Genomic DNA, 16,222 nt, shown 5'->3' with positions numbered 1-16,222 from the left:
TCGCCGCTCCGGTCAGCTTGACGGTGCCCGGCTTGTGAACCACAACCTTCTTCATGTGCACTCATTCCAGGTCAAACGAAAAGGACCGCTCAATATCAACACGAAAGCGGTCAAACAACAAGGGATGACCTGGTAAGGGAAATTTCCTAGGGGTTTAAGGATCAATCACCCAGGATGGCGTCGACGAACACCTCTGGGTCGAAGGGGGCCAAATCATCCGGACCCTCGCCCAACCCGACCAGCTTGACCGGGACACCCAGCTCCCGCTGGACCGAGATGACGATGCCGCCCTTGGCCGTGCCGTCGAGCTTCGTCAGCGCGATGCCCGTGATGTTGACCACCTCGGCGAACACCTGCGCCTGCCGCATCCCGTTCTGGCCCGTGGTGGCGTCGAGGACGAGCAGCACCTCGTCGACCGTGGCCTTCTTCTCGATGACGCGCTTGACCTTGCCCAGCTCGTCCATCAGGCCGGTCTTGGTGTGCAGGCGGCCCGCCGTGTCGACGATGACCACGTCGGCCTGCTCCTCGATGCCCCGGGCGGTCGCGTCGAAGGCCACCGAGGCCGGGTCGCCGCCCTCGGGACCGCGCACCACGTCGGCGCCGACCCGGTCGCCCCACGTCTGGAGCTGGTCGGCGGCGGCGGCGCGGAACGTGTCGGCCGCGCCGAGCACGACCTTCTTGCCGTCGCCGACGAGCGAACGGGCGAGCTTGCCGGTGGTGGTGGTCTTGCCGGTGCCGTTGACGCCCACGACCAGCACCACGGCCGGCCGCTCGCCGTGCTTGGCGGTGTGGAGGGTGCGGTCGAGGTCGGGGTTGACCTGGATGAGAAGCTGCTCACGCAGCAGCGCCCGCACCTCCTGCGGCGACCGGCTGCCGAGCACCTTGACCTTGGTGCGCAGCTCCTCGACCATGACCTGGGTCGGCGCGACGCCGACGTCGGCCGTGATCAGACGCTCCTCGATCTCGTCCCAGACCTCGTCGTCGAGCCGGTCACGCGACAGCAGCTCCAGCAGGCCGCGGCCGAGCGCGCTCTGCGACCTGGCCAGCCGCGAGCGCAGCCGCACCATGCGTCCCTCGGACGGCGGCGGCACCTCCACGGGCGGCGCCACGACGGCGGGCTCGGCGGGCTTGGCCGGAGGCGGCAGCGTGGTGGTGGCGCCTTCGGCCTCGTCGGCCGAGGCGGGGCGCTTCTCCGTCTCCTCCGGGAGCGGCGGCGCCTCCGGAGGCTTGACGGGCGGCGGGGCCGCCTTGCCGCCCGGCCGGAAGAGCAGGAAGAGGCCGCCTGCCGCCACGAGGGCGACAAGCACCACGATCACTATGACGCCGAGGTAACCATCCACAAGATGTCAGTTTTCCAGATCGTCCGGCATGCTCATGCCCAAGGCCACGCCAATCACGCCGTTTCGCGCTCGCGAAGCCGCTGGCTGACGACCTGGGTGACGCCGTCGCCGCGCATCGACACGCCGTAGAGGGCGTCGGCGATCTCCATCGTACGCTTGTTGTGCGTGATGACGATCAGCTGCGAGCTCTGCCGCAGCTCCTCGAACAGCGTCAGCAGCCGCTGGGTGTTGGTGTCGTCGAGCGCGGCCTCGACCTCGTCCATGACGTAGAACGGCGACGGCCTGGCCTTGAAGATGGAGATCAGGAACGCGACCGCCGTCAGCGACCGCTCGCCGCCCGACAGCAGCGACAGCCGCTTGACCTTCTTGCCCGGCGGCCGCGCCTCCACCTCGATGCCGGTGGTCAGCATGTCGTCGGGGTCGGTCAGCACGAGCCGCCCGTCACCGCCCGGGAACACCCGGCCGAAGATCTGCTCGAACTCGCGTGCCACGTCCTCGTACGCCGACGAGAACATCAGCTGCACCCGGTCGTCGACCTCCTTGACCACGGTCAGCAGATCGCGCCGGGTCTTCTTCAGGTCCTCCAGCTGCGAGGTCAGGAACGCGTGGCGCTCCTCCAGCGCCGCGAACTCCTCCAGGGCCAGCGGGTTGACCTTGCCGAGCTGGTTCATCTGGCGCTCGGCGGCGCGGGCCCGCTTCTCCTGCTCCTCGCGCACGTACGGGACGGGCGGGTCGCCCGGCACCGGGGCGTCGGGGCCGTACTCGGTGAGCAGCGTGTCGGCCTCGACGCCGAACTCGTCCATGGCCCGCTGCTCCAGCTGCTCCAGCCGGAGGCGCTGCTCGGTGCGGGCCACCTCGCTGCCGTGGACCCGGTTGACCAGCTTGTCGAGCTCCTGGCTGAGCTCGCGCACGTGCAGGCGTACCTGCTTGAGCTCGGCGTCGACGGCGACGCGGGCGAGGTCGGCCTCGTCGCGCTCGCGGGCGGCGAGCTGGATGGAGGCCGCGAGGCTCGTCAGGACGCGCTTGGCGCCCTCGGCGACCGCCTGGGCCAGGACGGCCTGCTCACGGCGGCGGGCGCGCTGTGCGGCGGCCTGGGCGCGTTCCTGGCGCTCGCGGGCGGCGGCGCGGATGAGGCCGTCGGCGCGGCCCTCGACGCCCTTGACCCGCTCCTCGGCGGTGCGGACCTGGAGGCGGGTCTCGACCTCGCGCTGCCGGGCGCTCTCGCAGACGGCGGCGAGCTCGTCGCGGGCCTCGGTGGTGGGCTCGGTCTCCAGCTCCTGGGAGTATTCGGCCTCGGCCAGCCGGACCTCCAGCTCGGCCAGCTCCTCCAGGCCGTCGGCGCGGGCCTCGCGGGCGGCGGCGACGCTCTGGCCGAGCCGTTCGGCCTCGGCGCGGGCGGCCTCGGCCGCGGCCTCCAGCTGGGCCAGCCGCTTGGCGGCGGCGGCGTCGCGCTGGTCGGCCTCCCGCTGGCGGGCCCTGACCTGGTCGAGCGTGCCCTGCGCGGAGCTGACCCCGGACTGGGCGGCGCTGACCGCGCTCTGGGCCTCCGCGACGTGCGCCTGGGCGGCCTCGAACGCGGCCTGGGCGGCCTGCTCGGCGGCGACCGCCTCGGTCAGCGCGGCGGCGGTCTCCTCGGCCCTGGTCCTGGCGTCGGCCAGGTCGGCGACGGCGTCGTCGAGCGCGGCGCGGACCTGGAGCACGGACGTGCCGCCCTCGGAGCCGCCGCCGGCGACGTGCGCGCCGACGAGGTCGCCCCCGACGGTGACGGCGCGCAGGGCGGGGTCGGCCTCGACCACCCGCCGCGCGGTCTCCAGGTCGTCGACCACGACGACCCCGCCCAGCACGTGGTCGAGGGACGCGCGCAGCCGGTCGGGCACGCTGACCAGCTCGGCCGCCCACCGCCCACCGCCGGGCGCGCCGCCCGGCGAGCCGGGCCCGGCGCCGTCGCGGGAGCCGGCGACCAGGAGGGTCGCCTGGCCCGCCTCCTTGACGCGCAGCAGCTCCAGCGCCTCGACGGCGGTGCCGAGCGACGTGACGGCGATGGCCTCGGCGACCGGCCCGAGCACGGCGGCGACGGCCACCTCGGCCCCGGGCGTCACCTGGAGGGACGCGGCGAGCGGCCCGAGCACGCCGGACAGATCGGCCTCCAGCAGGGCCGCGCCGCCGTCGCCCTTGGCCAGGCCCAGCTCCAGGGCGTCGCACCGGGCCTGGAGCGCGGCGACGGCCCGCTGCGCGTCCTGGTCGGCGGCACGTGCGGTGCCGACGCCCGACTTCGCGGCCTGAAGGGCGGCGCGGGGCGCGTCGAGCGCGGCCTTGGCCTCCTCGACGGCGGCGCGGGCCGCGTCGGCGGCCAGCTTGGCCTCCTCCACCAGCGCCTGCGCGGTGGCGAGCTCCTCGGCCAGCGCGGGGTCGGGGGCGGGCTCGTCGAGCCGCTGCGCCTCCAAATCCTCGCGGGCGCGCCGCTCGCGCTCGGCCGCGTCGGCGACCGCCCGCTCCAGCCGGCCGATCTCCTCCTCGGCGGCCCGTGACCTGCTCCGTACGGAGTCGACCTGGCCGCGGAGTTTGGCCAGGCCCTCGCGGCGGTCGGCGGCGGCCCTGGCGGCCATCGCCAGCCGGCGCTCCTCGGCGGCCAGCTCGGCCTCGGCGGCGGTGCGGCGCTCGACGGCGTCGTCGAGCAGCTCGCGGGCCTGCTCCAGCTCGGCCTGGAGGATCAGCTCCTGCTCGCGCGCCTCGGCGGCCTCGCGCTCCAGCTCTTCGGGCTCGCGGCCACGGCGTTCGATGGAGGCGGCGTCGACGGCGTGGCGGTGGCGTTCGGCGGCGAGCTGGGCCAGGCCGGTGATGCGCTCGCGCAGCGACGACAGCCGGAAGTAGGTCTCCTGGGCGGCGCTCAGCCGGGGCTGCGCCTCGGCCTCGGCGGCCTCCAGCAGGGCCTCGCGCTGCTGGCCCTCGGCCAGCCCGGCCTCGACCTGGGCCCGCCTGGCGAGGATCGCGGCCTCGTCGGCGGCCTCGCGCTCCAGCGTGGCGCGCAGGATGCCGACGTCGTCGGCCAGCAGCCGCAGCCGGGCGTCACGCAGGTCGGCCTGGATGACGGCGGCCTTGCGGGCGATCTCCGCCTGGCGGCCGAGCGGCTTGAGCTGGCGGCGCAGCTCGGTGGCGAGGTCCTGGACGCGGGTGAGGTTGGCCTGCATCGCGTCGAGCTTGCGCAGCGCCTTCTCCTTGCGCTTGCGGTGCTTGAGGACGCCCGCGGCCTCCTCGATGAAGGCGCGGCGGTCCTCGGGACCGGCGTGGAGGACGGCGTCGAGCTGGCCCTGGCCGACGATGACGTGCATCTCCCTGCCGATGCCGGAGTCGGACAGCAGCTCCTGGATGTCGAGCAGGCGGCAGGTGTCGCCGTTGATCGCGTACTCGCTCTGGCCGGACCGGAACATCAGCCGGCTGATCGTGACCTCGGTGTAGTCGATCGGCAGGGCGCCGTCGGTGTTGTCGATGGTCAGCGTCACCTCGGCGCGGCCGAGGGGCGGCCGGGAGGAGGTGCCGGCGAAGATGACGTCCTCCATCTTGCCGCCGCGCAGCGACTTGGCGCTGTGCTCGCCCATGACCCAGGCCAGGGCGTCGACGACGTTGGACTTGCCGGAGCCGTTGGGGCCGACGACGCAGGTGATGCCGGGCTCGAAGCGGAGGGCGGTGGCCGAGGCGAAGGACTTGAATCCGCGCAGCGTGAGGGTCTTCAGGTACAAAGCGCGGACCCCCTACTCCTGGACGGAACTCCGGGAAAGCCTACTGGCCCCGGCTGCCCGTCGCTGGCGGGCGCAGTCAGGAGGTGAGGTGGGTCTTACGCAAAACAACGGTCCCGCGAAAAATAACAAGGGACGCCTCGGTGAGACGTCCCTGATCTTGCGCTCCGATCACTCTCAGGTGAGTGCCGGCTCGCGCTCCTGCATGCGGCTGATTGCCTCATCGCGGGTTTGCGCCGCAAGAGCGTCATTCTGGGCCTGGAGTCGGATGAGTTCTGCCTCCAGGTCACGGATCCGCTGCTGCAATCGCCGCATCTCCGAGACCATTCGAGGGTCAGGACCGCCGACGTGGCCGAGTAGAGCCTTCGCCATGGTAAAGGGTCCTCCACGCTGAGTGACCAGACTGGTTCGCGCACTTCTATTCCGCGGGAGGGGTGCGCGTGGTACCTAACAAGAGTCGCACCGGCCGTGTGGGCGGTCAAGTCGAACGCACCGCTCTGCCCTACCGACAGGCACTCCCGACATATAACTATACCCTATTTGAGCCGTTTAACGAAACGGGTCACCGCTCCACAAATCCGCCCAAGCTACCTCGGGGTTCGCTCCAGCGTTCCACTACTCCATCCACCCTGCCCGGCGTGTCGCAACCTCTGAGCAGGTCGAGGAGCTTGACGCACGACTCGCGCGGCCCCTCGGCGACGACCTCGACCCGGCCGTCGTCGGTGTTCCTGGCCCAGCCGGTCAGGCCCAGCTCCAGCGCTCTGGCCCTGGTCCACCAGCGGAACCCCACCCCTTGCACCCTGCCCCGCACCCAGGCGGTCATACGCGCGTCGTCCATGATTCCTCCCTGCTGACGTCATGCGGCCACGAGCCTCAGCGCGTGCCCGGCCGCCGCCCGCGCGAACGCCCTGATCGCCGCGGTCTCCGCCGCCTTGACCCAGGCCAGGCCGAGCACCGACGGCGGCAGCCCGGTGACCGGCACGAAGCTCACGTCGGGCCGCCTGTGGTGGGCCGCCGTCGGGGTGCAGAACAGCATGCCGCCCCGGCCGAGCGCCACCTGGGTCAGGCCCTCCTGGCTGGTGGCCACCGTACCTGCCTGGGGAATCGGCTGTCCGGAAGGGGTCACGCTGGGTGCCGCCCGCTCGCGCCACCCGCGCGGCGCGGGCCCGTCCAGCCCGATCAGCGGCACGCCGGCCAGCTCCTCCGCGCCGATGCTCACCCGTCCGGCCAGCGGATGGCCGGCGGGCAGCCCGAGGTGGTAGGGGACGCGGTTCAGGGCCTCGCCGGTCGCCAGGTCGGGCTCGTCCACCGGCAGCAGCGTGAACGCGACGTCGACCTGCCCGGCCCGCAGCCTGCCGAACGGGTCGGACAGCGGGATCTCCACCAGCTCGACCGACGAGCCGGGATGACGGCTCTCGAACGCCAGCACGCTGCCCGTGACCACGTCCGTCGGCGTGGCCAGGAACCCCACCCTGAGCACGCCCGTGACCTCCCGCGCCGCGGCCTTGGCCCGGCTCACGGCGCTCGCCAGCCCGGCGTAGGCGGGCCTCAGGTCGGCCAGGAACCGCTCGCCGAGCGGCGTGAGCCGCACCCGCCTGCTGGTGCGCTCGAAGAGCCTGCCGCCGATCCTGGTCTCCAGGGCGCGCATGAGCTGGCTCACCCGCCCCGGCGACAGGTAGAGGCGCTCGGCCGTGCGCGCGAAGTGCAGCTCCTCGCTCAGCACGACGAAGCACTCCAGCTCCCTGAACTCCATCCCCGCCTCCAGCATCGCTTAGCCTGCCTCAACCAAGGCTTCGCCGTTCGTCATTGTTCCCCACGCGCGCCGCCGCGAGGCTGAGCGGCATGACGACGACTGACGCACCCGCCGCCGCTCCGGCGCGCTGGCTCGCCGTGACCTCGGTCGCGGCGGGCACCTTCACCCTCGTGACCAGCGAGATGCTGCCCGTCGGCCTGCTGACCGAGATCGCCGCGTCGCTCGGCGTGTCGGACGGCACGGCCGGGCTGATGATGACGGCCCCCGGGCTGGTGGCCGCCGCCTCGGCGCCCGTGCTGGCGTTCACCACCCGGCGGCTGGACCGTCGGATCATGCTGCTGGCGTTGATGGCGTTGCTGGCGGCGGGCAACCTGATGGGCGCGCTCGCGCCGAACTACCCGGTGATGCTGGCGGCCCGGGTGCTGACCGGGGTGAGCATCGGCGGGTTCTGGGCCATCGCGGCCGGGCTGGGCCCGCGCCTGGTGCCGGAACCGGCGGTCGGCCGGGCCACCTCCGTCATCCTGTCCGGCGTGGCGGTGGCCTCGGTGCTGGGGGTGCCCGCGGCGACGTTCGTGTCATCGTTCGCGGGGTGGCGCACGGCGTTCGCCGCCATGGGCGCCGGCGCGCTCGTCCTGCTCGCGCTGCTGGCCGCCACGCTGCCGCCGCTGCCGGGGACCGACAGCCGCGGCGCGCTGTCCGGCGCGTTCTCGGGGCCGCTCAGGCTCGTCCTCGTGCTGACCGTCCTGATCGTGGCCGGCCACTTCGCCGCCTACACCTACGTGCGGCCGTTCATGGAGCAGGTCACGCACGCCGGCCCGGTGCTGGTCGGCGTCGCGCTCCTGCTGTACGGCGCGGCGGGCGTGGCGGGCAACTTCGCCGCCGGCGCGCGGGCCGCCAGGAACCCGGCGGCGGTCCTGATCACGCTGGTCGCGCTCATGGTCGCGGGCATGGCGGCGCTGCCGCTGATCGGCCTGCCGCTGGCCGTGCTCGTCGTCTGGGGTCTCGGCTACGGCGGCGTGGGCGTCACCCTGCAGCTGTGGATCATGCGGGCGGGCGGCGGCGAGCTGGGCACGGCGCTGTTCGTCGGCGCGTTCAACGTCTCCATCGCGCTCGGCGCGCTCGCCGGCGGCCGGGTGGCCGACGGCGTCTCGGTGACCGCCGTGATGTGGCTGGGCGCGGCGCTGACCGCGCTGGCGGCCGTCCTCATCGCCGTACGGGGCTCACGGGCGCAGCAGCCGGCCGTGACGCCCGCCGGTGAACACGCCTGACTCGACCACCACCCGGCCCTCCAGCAGGACGTGCACGATGCCCGTCGGCCGGGCGGACGGCTCGGCGTACGTCCCGGCGTGGCCCACGCTCTCCGGGTCGAACACGCACACGTCCGCGTACGCCCCCGGCACCAGGCAGCCCCGCCCGCGCAGCCCGAACTGGGCGGCGTTGGCCGAGGTCATCTTGCGCACCGCCTCCGCCCAGCCGACCACCCCGCGCTCGCGCACGTACACCCCGAGGAACCGGGGGAAGCACCCCCACGTGCGGGGATGCTCCAGCCCGGCCGGGGCGCCGTTGTCGGAGCCGATGCCGATCAGCGGGTCGGCCATGATCTCGGTCACGTCGGCCTCGGCCATCATCTCGACGACCATCTCGGCGGCCGGATCGGCCGACACCAGGTCGCACAGCGTCTCCCAGGCGTCGCCGGAGGCGGCCACGTCCGCGAGCGTGCGGCCGGCGTACCCCGGCTCGGCGTGCGAGGTGATCAGCACGCCCTCGGGGACGGCGTCGCGCCAGAGCCCGGAGCCCGAGCCGCCCGCCTCGGCGCGGGCCCGCAGCCGGGCCCGCTCGCCGGGCGAGGCGAGCGTGTCGCGCACGCCGCCGCCGGCCAGCGCGGCCGGCGGCAGCAGCGCCGCCAGGACGGTGGAGCCCGCCGTGTAGGGGTACTGGTCGCCGCGCACGTCCACGCCCGCCAGGCGGGCCTCACGCAGCTTGCCGAGCAGCATCCCGGCCCCGCCGTGGTTGGCGCGGCCGGCGACCTTGCAGTGCGACACCTGAAGGCTCACCCGCGCCCGCCGGGCGATCTCGACGGCCTCGTCCAGCGCCTGCCCCAGCGCCGACCCCTCGTCGCGCAGGTGAGTCGTATACGGGACGCCGTAGCGGTGCGCGACCTTGGCCAGCGCCACCAGCTCGTCGGTGTCGCCGTAGCTGCCCGGCGGGTAGATGAGGCCGCTCGACAGCCCGCACGCGCCCGCCTCGAACGCCTCGGCGGCCAGCTCGCACATCCGCTCCAGGTCGCCGGGCCGCAGCTCCGGCTCGAACCCGGCCACCGCGCCGCGCAGCGTCGAGTGTCCGACCAGCGTGGCCACGTGGTTGGTCGGCCCGGCGTCCGCCACGGCCGCCAGGTAGCCGGCGAACGTCCAGTCGGGCACCCCGTCCCCGGTCAGCTCCTCCAGCCGGGAGGCGTCGGGCGCGTAGGAGAAGCCGCAGTTGCCGTTGATCTCCGTCGTCACGCCCTGGAGCAGCTTGAACGGCTGCGCCCGCGGCATGAGCGGCACCAGGTCGGAGTGCGCGTGCGGATCGACGAACCCGGGCGCGACCGCCAGCCCCGTCACGTCCAGCACCCTGCGGGCGGCGCCCAGGTCACGGCCGACGGCCACCACCCTGCCGCCCTCGACGGCGACGTCCGCCGTCACGGCCGCGGAGCCCAGCCCGTCGTACACCGAACCACCGCGCAACAGCAGATCCACCATGAGACCCACCCAACACCGTCAAGGCCGCCTCGCGCTTGGTGTCAGCGGCCCAACACCGGGCCCGAGGTTGGTCCGCTGCGACGATGATCGAGGCGACGCCACCGGATCAGCGCGGCCGCCGCTGGCACTTCGGGCAGGAGTAGGACGACCGGTTCATGAACGGCTCACGCCTGATCGGGGCGCCGCAGCGCGAGCAGGGCTGGTCCTGCCTGCCGTACACCTCCAGCGAGCGGTCGAAGTAGCCGCTCTCGCCGTTGACGTTCACGTACAGGCTGTCGAAGGACGTGCCGCCCTGCTGGAGCGCGGCTCCCATCACCTCGCGCACCGCGGCCACCAGCTCGGCGACCTTGGGCCGGGTGAGCGTCTGCGCGGGCCGCGCCCAGTGCAGCCGGGCCAGCCACAGCGCCTCGTCGGCGTAGATGTTGCCGACGCCGCTGATCAGCGACTGGTCGAGCAGCGCCCGCTTGATCTCCGTCTTCTTCGCGCGCAACGCCGCGGTGAAGGCGGCCTCGTCGAACGACTCCTCGAACGGGTCGGGCGCGATGTGCGCGATCGGCTCGGGCACCCCGCCCACCAGCGTGGTGAGCATCACGTGCCCGAACGTCCGCTGGTCGACGAAGCGCAGGTCGGAGCCGCCGTCGGCGAACCTGAGCCGCACCCGCAGATGCTTCTCCGGCGGCGCGTCCGGATCGACCACCAGCAACTGGCCGCTCATGCCCAGATGCGCCAGCAGCGCCTCCTCCGGCCCCGACAGCGGCAGCCACAGGTACTTGCCGCGCCGCTCGGCCGACTTGACCAGCCGCCCGCGCAGCCGCGCCGCGAACTCGTCGGCGCCCGGCAGATGACGCCGGATCGCGCGCGGGTGCAGCACCTCGGCGGAGGCGATCTCACGGCCGGTCACCCACTCCGCCAGACCGCGGCGGACGACCTCGACCTCGGGAAGCTCGGGCAACCTAGCCCGCCGGCTGGCTCTCGCGCTGCTCGCGGCGGGCCCGGATCCGGGTCCACGCCGCCTCGGCCGCCTGCTGCTCGGCCTCCTTCTTGCTGCGCCCGCTGCCCTCGCCGTAGGGCTCGCCGCCCACCCTCACCACGGCGGTGAACGACTTGGCGTGGTCGGGGCCGCTCTCCTCGACGTGGTATTCGGGCACGCCCAGCGCCTCGGAGGCGGTCAGCTCCTGCAGCGAGGTCTTCCAGTCGAGCCCGGCGCCCAGCGACGCCGACCGCACGATCAGCGGGTCGAACAGCACGTGCACGACCCGGAACGCCTCGTCCAGCCCCTTGTCGACGTAGACGGCGCCGATCAGCGCCTCCAGCGTGTCGGCCAGGATCGAGGACTTGTCACGGCCCCCGGTGCCCTCCTCGCCCCGGCCCAGCCGCAGGAACCGGCCCAGGCCCAGGCCGCGCGCCACGTCGGCGAGCGCGCGCATGTTGACCACCGCCGCCCGCAGCTTGGCCAGCTGGCCCTCGGGCAGATCGGGGTGGTTGCGGTAGAGCGTGTCGGTGACCACCAGGCCCAGCACCGAGTCGCCGAGGAACTCCAGGCGCTCGTTGGTGGGCAGGCCGCCGTTCTCGTACGCGTAGGAGCGGTGCGTCAGCGCCCGCTCCAGGATGTCGGAGTCCAGGGCGACCGCCAGGACCCGCTCCAGCTCTTCTCTGGCGACCTCCACGGCCACCGGCTTAGGACCTGCGCCCACGTGCTTTCCTCCTCGGAACATCTTCACCAGGCGCGACGGCTGCGGAAGATGCCCGAAAACGTGGTGGGCGTCGGGGGGAACAGGCCCCGGCGTCCACCACGACCGCGGGCGAAACCGTAACCGCACGCATCTGAGACGGTAACGCCGACCGGGGCACAATGGCACCCGGTCGGCATCACGTCAACTCAGCGAGATCAGGCAGACGGCTCGATGACCTGACGGCGGTTGTAGGTGCCGCAGGTGGGGCACGCGATGTGCGGCTGCTTCGGCGAACGGCACTGCGGGCAGCTCACCAGGGCGACAGCAGTCGTCTTCCACTGGGAGCGACGGGCGCGGGTGTTGCTCCGCGACATCTTTCGCTTCGGGACGGCCACGTCACTTCTCCTGATCGTTATCGTTCTCGGTAACCAGACCTTGCAACGACGCCCAGCGGGCGTCGATCTTCTCGTGCCGGTGATCGTCGCCGGCCTCGGCCAGCTTGATCCCGCACTCCGTGCAGAGCCCCGGGCAGTCCTCGCGGCAGACGGGGCTCAACGGCAGTGCGAGCACCACCGCGTCACGGAACGTCGGCTCGAGGTCGAGCAGCTCTCCGTCGAGCAGCGAGTCGTCCTCCGAGGCGTCCTCGTCGGAGTAGAAGAACAGCTCCTGCAGGTCGACCTCGATCTCCGAGGTCAACGGGTCAAGGCACCGCGCGCACTCCCCGGCGAGCGGGGCCTGCGCCGTGCCCGAGACGAGCACGCCTTCCATCACTGCTTCGAGCCGGAGGTCCAGCTCGACTTCGGCGTCCTTGGGAACGCCGATCATGTCGACGCCGAGATCCGCCGGAGCCGGAAGGGTCAGGGTGATCTCTCGCATCGTGCCCGGCCGCTTTCCCAGGTCGTGAGTGGAGATCACCCAAGGGGAGCGGGGGTTGAGGTGCTGAGTCATCCTGCTCTCGCTAGGCATGGCGATAACGCCGTCGTACAAGGCCGAAATGAAAGGATACCAGGTCGCCGTCAGCCTCTGAGCCGCTCGACGAGCAGCTTGTGCACCAGGTCCGGCACCAGGCCGGACACGTCTCCGCCATAACGGGCGATCTCCTTCACCCGGCTCGACGACAGGAACGAGTATTCGGGGTTCGTCGGCATGAACAGCGTCTCCACGCCCGACAGCCGGTAGTTGAGCTGGGCCATCTGCAACTCGTAGTCGAAGTCGCTGACCACCCGGATGCCCTTGACGATCGCCGGGATGTCGTTCTGCTTGCAGAAGTCGACGAGCAGGCCGTGGAACTTCCTGACCTTGACGTTCGCGTACTCCTTGGTCACGGTCTGCAGGATGTCGATCCGCTCGTCGACCGTGAACAGGCTGCTCTTCTCGACATTGATCAGTACGGCCACCGTCACCTCGTCGTACAGCCGGGCGGCCCGGCCGATGATGTCGAGATGACCGTTGGTGATGGGGTCGAACGACCCCGGGCAGACAACGCGGCGCAACACGCCTCCCAGGTCTACGGGTGGTCTACGGTTTCCCCGGCGGCGCGACCGTACCAAACGGACGCTTCACCATATCGACGGACCCTCTCCTCAACGTACCCGTCAGGCCACATCAGGGCCTTCCCCCTGCTTTCCCTCTCGAAAGCCACCAAAGCCCCCGAGACCAGCCACCCGTTGTCCCGCAACGCCACCAGCACCCGCCCCACCTCGTCATCCGACACCGCGTACGGCGGATCCGCGAACACGATGTCGAACGGCTCCTCCCCCGCCCTGGCCAGCACCCGCTCCACCCGATCGGCCACCACCCGCGCCCCGGCCAGACCCAGCGACGCCACGTTCGACCTGATGACCCGCACCGCCTTCGGGTCCGACTCCACCAGCACCGCCTCCGCCGCCCCCCGCGACAGCGCCTCCAGCCCCACCGCCCCCGACCCGGCGTACAGATCCATCACCCGCGCCCCGTCGAGCCCGTACAGCGAGTCGAGCGTCAAGAAGACGCCTTCCCTGGCCCTGTCACTGGTCGGCCTCGTCCCGCGCCCCGGCGGCGTCTCCAACCGGCGCCCACCCGCGCTCCCCGCGATGATCCGAGTCATGCGCCCCATTGTTCCGCATGTCCGCCCAGGTCAAGAGTGGACAAGTGTCTGCCTCGACTGCGCAAGGGTGATTCACATCGGGGGGCCCAGTGAGCAAGATGAGTCCTGCGGCCTTCGAGGTGACCCACATGAAGGCCGACCGGCGTGATCGTGAGCCCTTCCGCACGCCGGTTCCCTCGGCACCTGACCCGAGGGTGGGCCCAGCCGGGGACGGCATTCGGGGGGAGGCCGTCCCCGCGGCTGGGCCCTGGGGCACCCCCCTCCCCACACACCTGACGGCGCCGTCCGCCTGTGCCTCAACCCTTGGCCCTTCCACGGCCCCAGCCCCCGGCCCTTTGCGCCGTACGCGCCGGCTCTCCGGCTGCCCCGCCTCCCCGGCCCCTTCCGCGCCGTACGCCTTGCGCCGACCTCCGCCGTACGCCCCCTCGCCGCACCGGCGCCGGGAGGGTGACCACCGCACGGGGCCGTCCCCCCACCCCTCCCAATGCGCACGCCCCCGCCCGGCAGGCCATCCGCGCCGTACACGTTGCGCCGACCTTCGCCGTACGCCCCCTCGCCGCATCGGCGCTGGGTGGGTGACCTCCGCAGGGGGCCGTTCCCCCGCCCCCTCCCGACGCGCACGCCCCTTCCAGGCAGACCCCAGCCCCCGTCCGCGCCGTACCCCCCTCGGTGGGGTTAGGTCTTCTCCAGGTATTCGGCGCGTTCGTCGGCCAGGAGGCGGTCGATCTCGGCGCGGAGGCCGGGGTGGGTGGTGAGGGCGGGGTCGGCGGCGAGGAGGGCGGCGGCCTCGTCGCGGGCCGTGGCGATGACGTCCTCGTCGCGCAGCAGTTGCAGCATCTTGAGCGACGACCGTTTGCCCGACTGGGCGGCGCCGAGGACGTCACCCTCGCGGCGCTGTTCCAGGTCGACGCGCGAGAGCTCGAACCCGTCGAGGGTCGCGGCGACGGCGTCGAGGCGGGCGCGGGCGGGGGTGTTCTCCGGGAAGTCGGACACCAGCAGGCACAGCCCGGGCAGCCCGCCCCGCCCGACGCGCCCGCGGAGCTGGTGGAGCTGGGAGACGCCGAACCGGTCGGCGTCCATGATGATCATCACCGACGAGTTGGGCACGTCGACGCCGACCTCGATCACCGTGGTCGCCACCAGGATGTCGATCTCGCCCCGGCTGAACGACCGCATGATGGCGTCCTTCTCCTCGGGCGGCAGCTTGCCGTGGAGGACGGCCACGCGCAGGTCGTGGAAGGGCCCTTCGGACAGCATCTCGGCCACCTCCAGGACGGCCAGCGGCGGCCGGCGCTCCTCGTCGGCGGAGGCGGAGCCGGAGTTGGAGTCGGAGGGGGCCAGGTCGCCCTCGTCGCCTTCCAGGTCGCCGATGCGGGGGCAGACGATGTACGCCTGCCGGCCGAGGGCGACCTCTTCGCGGACCCGGGCCCAGGTGCGTTCGAGGTAGTGGGGCTTCTCGGCGGCGGGGACGACGTGGGTGGTGATGGGCGCCCGCCCGGAGGGGAGCTGGGAGAGCGTGGAGACTTCCAGGTCGCCGAAGACGGTCATGGCGACCGTGCGCGGGATGGGGGTGGCGGTCATGACGAGGACGTGGGGCCGGGCGTCGCCGGCCTTCTCGCGGAGCGCGTCGCGCTGCTCGACGCCGAAGCGGTGCTGTTCGTCGACGACCACGAGGCCGAGGTCGGCGAACTGGACGTGCTCCTGGAGCAGGGCGTGGGTGCCGACGACGATCCCGGCGGTGCCGGAGGCGGCGTCGAGCAGGGCCGCGCGCCGGGCGGCGGCTCCCATCGAGCCGGTGAGCAGGGTGACGGCGGTGCCGCCGAACATGCCGCCCTGCGCCAGGTCGCCCAGCATGCCGCTGATCGAGCGGTGGTGCTGCTGGGCGAGCACCTCGGTCGGGGCGAGCAGCACGGCCTGGCCGCCCGCGTCGACGACCTGGAGCATGGCGCGCAGCGCGACGACGGTCTTGCCGGCGCCGACCTCGCCCTGGAGCAGCCGGTGCATGGGGTGCTCCAGCGCCAGGTCGGCGGCGATTTCCTCGCCGACGGCCGCCTGCCCCTCGGTGAGCGAGAACGGCAGCCGCGCGTCGAAGTCGGCCAGCAGGCCGCCGTCGCGGCGCGGGCGTGGCTTGGCCGGCCACGCGGTGGCCGCCTGCCTGCGCTGCAGCAGCACGGCCTGGAGCAGGAACGCCTCGTCGAACTTCAGCCGTTTGCGGGCCCGCTGCACGTCACCGAAGTCCTTCGGCCGGTGGATCGCCGTCAGCGCGTCGTCGAGCCCCGGCAGCGCGTGGCGGGCGCGCAGGTCGGCGGGCAGCGGGTCGTCGAGCGGGCCGAGCGTGTCCAGCATCATGCCGATGGCCCGCCGGATCGCCCACGGGGTGAGGTCCTTGCCCGCCGGGTAGATGGGCACCGGCGCCGCCGCGAAGTCCTCGGCGCTCGCCTCGCCCTCCTCGAACAGCTCGAACTCGGGGTGGGCGAGCTGCCAGCGCGGCTTGCCCCGCGCCCCGAACAGCCCCACCTTGCCGGCGAACATGCCGCGCCTGCCCGGTTTGAGCCGCGACTCGGCCACGTGGGAGCCCTTGCCGAAGAACGACAGGTAGATCTTGCTGCCGCTGCCGTCGACGACCTCGACCTCCAGCCAGGTGCCGCCGCGGTTGCGCATCGGCTTGCGCATCAGCCGGGTGACCTCGCCCACCACGGTCACGTGCTCGTCGACCTCCAGGGCGTCGAGCGAGGTCAGCTCGCCGCGCTCGGCATAGCGCCGGGGGTAGTGGCGCAGCAGGTCGCCGACCGTCTCCAGGCCGAGCACGGTGTGCAGCAGCTTGGCGGTCTTCGGGTCGAGCGCCTTCGTCAGAGGCTCGTCGAAACGGCTCACGCCACCTAGTTCTACCGCTTG

The 16,222-nt window shown here is 72.7% G+C and carries 14 protein-coding genes; 1 reads left to right on the top strand and 13 read right to left on the bottom strand.

Features of this window, described 5'->3' with window-relative positions; all coding sequences use genetic code 11:
* Nucleotides 1–161: 161 nt before the first annotated feature.
* From ftsY to AB0G11_RS18550, 5 genes are all read right to left on the bottom strand, one after another.
* On the bottom strand, nucleotides 162–1,340 hold the full coding sequence (gene ftsY, locus AB0G11_RS18570) for a signal recognition particle-docking protein FtsY (RefSeq protein ID WP_219507002.1): 1,179 nt from the start codon (nucleotides 1,338–1,340) through the stop codon (nucleotides 162–164).
* Between the two features lie 53 nt (nucleotides 1,341–1,393).
* Nucleotides 1,394–5,077, bottom strand: coding sequence for a chromosome segregation protein SMC (smc, locus tag AB0G11_RS18565; RefSeq protein ID WP_357586939.1), 3,684 nt, complete (start codon nucleotides 5,075–5,077; stop codon nucleotides 1,394–1,396).
* 174 nt (nucleotides 5,078–5,251) lie between these two features.
* A complete protein-coding gene (locus tag AB0G11_RS18560; RefSeq protein WP_049556952.1) occupies nucleotides 5,252–5,446 on the bottom strand; it encodes a hypothetical protein in 195 nt (64 codons plus the stop codon).
* Nucleotides 5,447–5,636: 190 nt separating this feature from the next.
* Nucleotides 5,637–5,912: an acylphosphatase gene (locus AB0G11_RS18555; RefSeq protein ID WP_219507004.1), complete on the bottom strand. Its 276-nt coding sequence runs from the start codon at nucleotides 5,910–5,912 to the stop codon at nucleotides 5,637–5,639.
* Between the two features lie 18 nt (nucleotides 5,913–5,930).
* Nucleotides 5,931–6,827 carry a LysR family transcriptional regulator gene (locus AB0G11_RS18550; RefSeq protein WP_219507006.1) on the bottom strand — a complete coding sequence of 299 codons (897 nt, stop codon included), beginning with the start codon at nucleotides 6,825–6,827 and terminating at the stop codon, nucleotides 5,931–5,933.
* An 89-nt stretch (nucleotides 6,828–6,916) separates the two neighbouring features.
* Here AB0G11_RS18550 and AB0G11_RS18545 point away from each other — a divergent pair, with 89 nt between their 5' ends.
* Nucleotides 6,917–8,095 (top strand): MFS transporter, encoded by a 1,179-nt coding sequence (locus AB0G11_RS18545; protein WP_357586937.1) that lies wholly within the window; start codon nucleotides 6,917–6,919, stop codon nucleotides 8,093–8,095.
* On the opposite strand, the gene AB0G11_RS18540 is transcribed toward AB0G11_RS18545, so the two are convergent.
* The 8 genes from AB0G11_RS18540 to recG all read right to left on the bottom strand — a co-directional run bounded on the left by AB0G11_RS18540 (nucleotide 8,048) and on the right by recG (nucleotide 16,201).
* Nucleotides 8,048–9,568, bottom strand: coding sequence for a D-aminoacylase (locus AB0G11_RS18540; protein ID WP_357586935.1), 1,521 nt, complete (start codon nucleotides 9,566–9,568; stop codon nucleotides 8,048–8,050). The two genes, AB0G11_RS18545 and AB0G11_RS18540, sit on opposite strands and share 48 nt — an antisense overlap.
* Nucleotides 9,569–9,674: 106 nt before the next feature.
* Nucleotides 9,675–10,520 carry a bifunctional DNA-formamidopyrimidine glycosylase/DNA-(apurinic or apyrimidinic site) lyase gene (gene mutM / locus AB0G11_RS18535; protein ID WP_357586934.1) on the bottom strand — a complete coding sequence of 282 codons (846 nt, stop codon included), beginning with the start codon at nucleotides 10,518–10,520 and terminating at the stop codon, nucleotides 9,675–9,677.
* A 1-nt stretch (nucleotide 10,521) separates the two neighbouring features.
* Complete coding sequence (rnc, locus tag AB0G11_RS18530; RefSeq protein WP_308125831.1) at nucleotides 10,522–11,235, bottom strand: ribonuclease III; 714 nt, start codon at nucleotides 11,233–11,235, stop codon at nucleotides 10,522–10,524.
* A 221-nt stretch (nucleotides 11,236–11,456) separates the two neighbouring features.
* On the bottom strand, nucleotides 11,457–11,636 hold the full coding sequence (rpmF, locus tag AB0G11_RS18525) for a 50S ribosomal protein L32 (protein WP_033409409.1): 180 nt from the start codon (nucleotides 11,634–11,636) through the stop codon (nucleotides 11,457–11,459).
* A gap of 1 nt (nucleotide 11,637) precedes the next feature.
* Nucleotides 11,638–12,189 carry a YceD family protein gene (locus tag AB0G11_RS18520; protein ID WP_219507014.1) on the bottom strand — a complete coding sequence of 184 codons (552 nt, stop codon included), beginning with the start codon at nucleotides 12,187–12,189 and terminating at the stop codon, nucleotides 11,638–11,640.
* Nucleotides 12,190–12,257: 68 nt separating this feature from the next.
* Nucleotides 12,258–12,734, bottom strand: a complete 477-nt coding sequence (gene coaD, locus AB0G11_RS18515; RefSeq protein ID WP_219507015.1) for a pantetheine-phosphate adenylyltransferase — start codon at nucleotides 12,732–12,734, stop codon at nucleotides 12,258–12,260.
* A 14-nt stretch (nucleotides 12,735–12,748) separates the two neighbouring features.
* Nucleotides 12,749–13,327, bottom strand: coding sequence for a 16S rRNA (guanine(966)-N(2))-methyltransferase RsmD (gene rsmD / locus AB0G11_RS18510; protein ID WP_357586932.1), 579 nt, complete (start codon nucleotides 13,325–13,327; stop codon nucleotides 12,749–12,751).
* Nucleotides 13,328–14,002: 675 nt separating this feature from the next.
* On the bottom strand, nucleotides 14,003–16,201 hold the full coding sequence (recG, locus tag AB0G11_RS18505; protein ID WP_219507017.1) for an ATP-dependent DNA helicase RecG: 2,199 nt from the start codon (nucleotides 16,199–16,201) through the stop codon (nucleotides 14,003–14,005).
* Nucleotides 16,202–16,222 lie beyond the last annotated feature (21 nt).

The organism is Nonomuraea sp. NPDC023979 (assembly GCF_040639085.1).
Classification (GTDB): domain Bacteria; phylum Actinomycetota; class Actinomycetes; order Streptosporangiales; family Streptosporangiaceae; genus Nonomuraea; species Nonomuraea ceibae.
Note: the sequence above shows the minus strand (reverse complement) of the source record. Positions and strands in the feature narration are given on the sequence as shown.